Source organism: Pseudomonas edaphica (assembly GCF_005863185.1).
In the GTDB taxonomy this organism is placed as follows: Bacteria; Pseudomonadota; Gammaproteobacteria; order Pseudomonadales; family Pseudomonadaceae; genus Aquipseudomonas; species Aquipseudomonas edaphica.
Map to the genome: position 1 here is coordinate 1 of NZ_VBVZ01000792.1, position 2,440 is coordinate 2,440.

Annotated in this window: 3 protein-coding genes; all 3 read right to left on the minus strand. The window is 61.3% G+C overall.

What is annotated here, in order from left to right; all coding sequences use genetic code 11:
- A partial coding sequence (locus tag FEM54_RS30525; RefSeq protein WP_276614924.1) for a nitrilase-related carbon-nitrogen hydrolase occupies positions 1 to 196 on the minus strand: 196 nt, incomplete at its 3' end.
- 10 nt (positions 197 to 206) lie between these two features.
- The gene (locus tag FEM54_RS30530) at positions 207 to 1,889 is read right to left on the minus strand and encodes a flavin monoamine oxidase family protein (protein WP_065929487.1); all 1,683 of its coding nucleotides are present in this window, start codon (positions 1,887 to 1,889) and stop codon (positions 207 to 209) included.
- Positions 1,890 to 2,056: 167 nt separating this feature from the next.
- Positions 2,057 to 2,440 (minus strand): Lrp/AsnC family transcriptional regulator (locus FEM54_RS30535; RefSeq protein WP_138454062.1); only part of this gene is annotated, 384 nt, incomplete at its 5' end.

The following is a 2,440-nucleotide window of genomic DNA, read 5'->3' on the forward strand; positions in this document are numbered from 1 at the left end:
CCTGAGCCGACGGCCCATCCTGGGCTTCGGCGAGTGCGCCCACCGCCTCCGCGCCAATGTTGTAGCCGCTGAGGAACATCTCCGGCAGCACCAGCACGTCGGCACCGGTCGCCTCATGCGCCAATTGATGCAGGCGCTTGAGGTTGCCGGCCACATCCAGCGGCAGCGGTGGGCATTGGTACAGGGCGACACGCATACTCAACTCCTTAATCGGCCAGGGCGATCGGGCCGATTTCGTCAAAGACATCACCTGGGCCCGGGTTTTCGGGGTGAGTGCTGCCGCCGAAGTGGGTCATGATGCCCCATACCGCATTCAGCGAGGTTTGCACCGCGCCCTCGACCCAAGCAGGCGTCCAGGATACGTCGTCACCGGCGATAAAAATCCCACGCTGTTCGGCGGGCATGTCCTTCTGCATAAAGTGCGCATACATGCGCTGGTTGTAGCGATAGTGGCCGGGCAACGCGCCTTTGAAGGCGCCGAGGAAATGCGGGTCGGCTTCCCAGGACACGGTGATCGGGTCGCCGATGATGCGCGCCTTGATATCGACTTTCGGGTAGATCTTTTTCAGCGCGTCGAGCGCCAGTTTCACGCGCTTGTCGATGGGTTGCGGGAGCATTTTCAGCGCGTCGCTCATCCACGAGTACGACAGGCAAATCACGCCTGGCTTGTCGTCACCGTTGTCGAACAGATAGGTGCCACGGGTGAGGCGATCGGTGAGGGTCATGCTCATCAGGTCGCGGCCGGTCTCCGGGTCCTTGTCTTTCCAGAACGGGCGGTCGACCATCACGAAGGTTTTCGACGACTGCATGTAGCGCGTGCGGTCCAGAGCCATCCACATTTTTTGCGAGAACAGGGTTTCGTCGCATTCGATCTGGGTGGTCAGCAGCCAGCTTTGACAGGTAGTCAGCACGGCGGCGTATTCGCGGGTGTCACCGTAGTTGTCGGTGACCGCAAAGCGGCCATCGGCAGCGTGGGCAATGCGTTTTACCCCCGCCCGTGGCGCGCCGCGATGCAGCGAGCTGAGGCTGGTGCCGGCGGGCCAATGGGCGCAACGCTCCGGCACATGGCGCCATATGCCCATGGGCACTTGCGCTACGCCGCCAACCACCAGGTGTTGGTGATCGTCGCAGTTGGTCATCACCACGCGGAAAATTTCCAGCATGGAGTTGGGGAAATCCGAGTCCCAGCCGCCCGTGCCGAAACCCACTTGGCCAAACACTTCGCGGTGCGCGAACGACAGTTTGGCGAACGCCTTGGACGTGGCGACGAAGTCATAGAAGGTGCGGTCGTCCCACAGCGGTACCAGCTTGTTCCACAGCGCCTTGAGGCGTGGCACGTCGCGATCGCGAATGGCTTGCTGGATATCACCGAACTGCGAGCCGGCCTCCAGCGCATCCGCCCAGGCATCGGCAACTTCCTGGAATAGCACCGGCAGGTCCGAGAGTTTTTGTGCGTAGTGGGTCTGGCCTTCGAGGTCGACCACTGTGCTGCCGGAAGCCGGTGTCAGCGGGTTGGGAAAGGGTTTGGTCTCCAGGCCCAGCTTGTCCACATAGTGGTAGAACGCGGTGGACGACACCGGAAAACGCATGCCGCCCAGCTCGGCGATGATGCCTTCGGCGCCTTCAAAGGCCTGGGAGCGCAAACGCCCGCCCATCTTCGAGGCCTCGTATACCACCGGCTTGAGGCCCAGCTTCATCAGCTCGTAAGCAGCCACCAGCCCTGCGATCCCGGCTCCCACAATCGCCACTTCCGCGCCATGGTTGGCCGCGGGAATACTGCCCAGGCCAGCCGGGTGTTCGATCCAGTCATCAAAGGCAAACGGAAAATCCGGGCCAAAGATGGTGATAGGTTTTTTACCGTCGGCGGGATGGCGATTGGTCTTGCTGATGGTGCTGGACGGAATGCTCATGGCTGACCTTACTGACGACTCGGCGGGATTCGGCCCGTTGAGTATAGGAAAAGATGGCAGCCAGTTTAGGGAGCGTAGCGTTCGTTATTAAGACGCAATGTGTCGTCGGATTGAATTGTTTTTAGTCAGAATGACGAAGTGGCTGGTCAAACTGGCTGACCACGGTCCAATTTGTTACTGAGGATGATCGACGTGGTGGTTTTTTCCACGCCCTCGACGCTGCCGATCTGGTCCAGCAACTGGTCCAGCTGTTCCGGCGAATCAGTGCGCAGCCAGGCCACGTAATCAAACTCGCCACTCACCGCACACAATTGCTGCACCTGCGCCATGGCGCTCACCCGGCGCAGCACTTCCTTGCCCGAGCGCGCTTGAACGGTGATGCCGACATACGCCTGCAAACCCCCGTCGACCACACGCTGCCCGAGGCGCACGCCATAACCGGTGATCACCTGGGTTTTCTCCAGGCGCGCCAGGCGCGAGGTCACCGTGGTGCGCGCAATGCCCAACTGCCGGGCAAGCATGGCCACGCT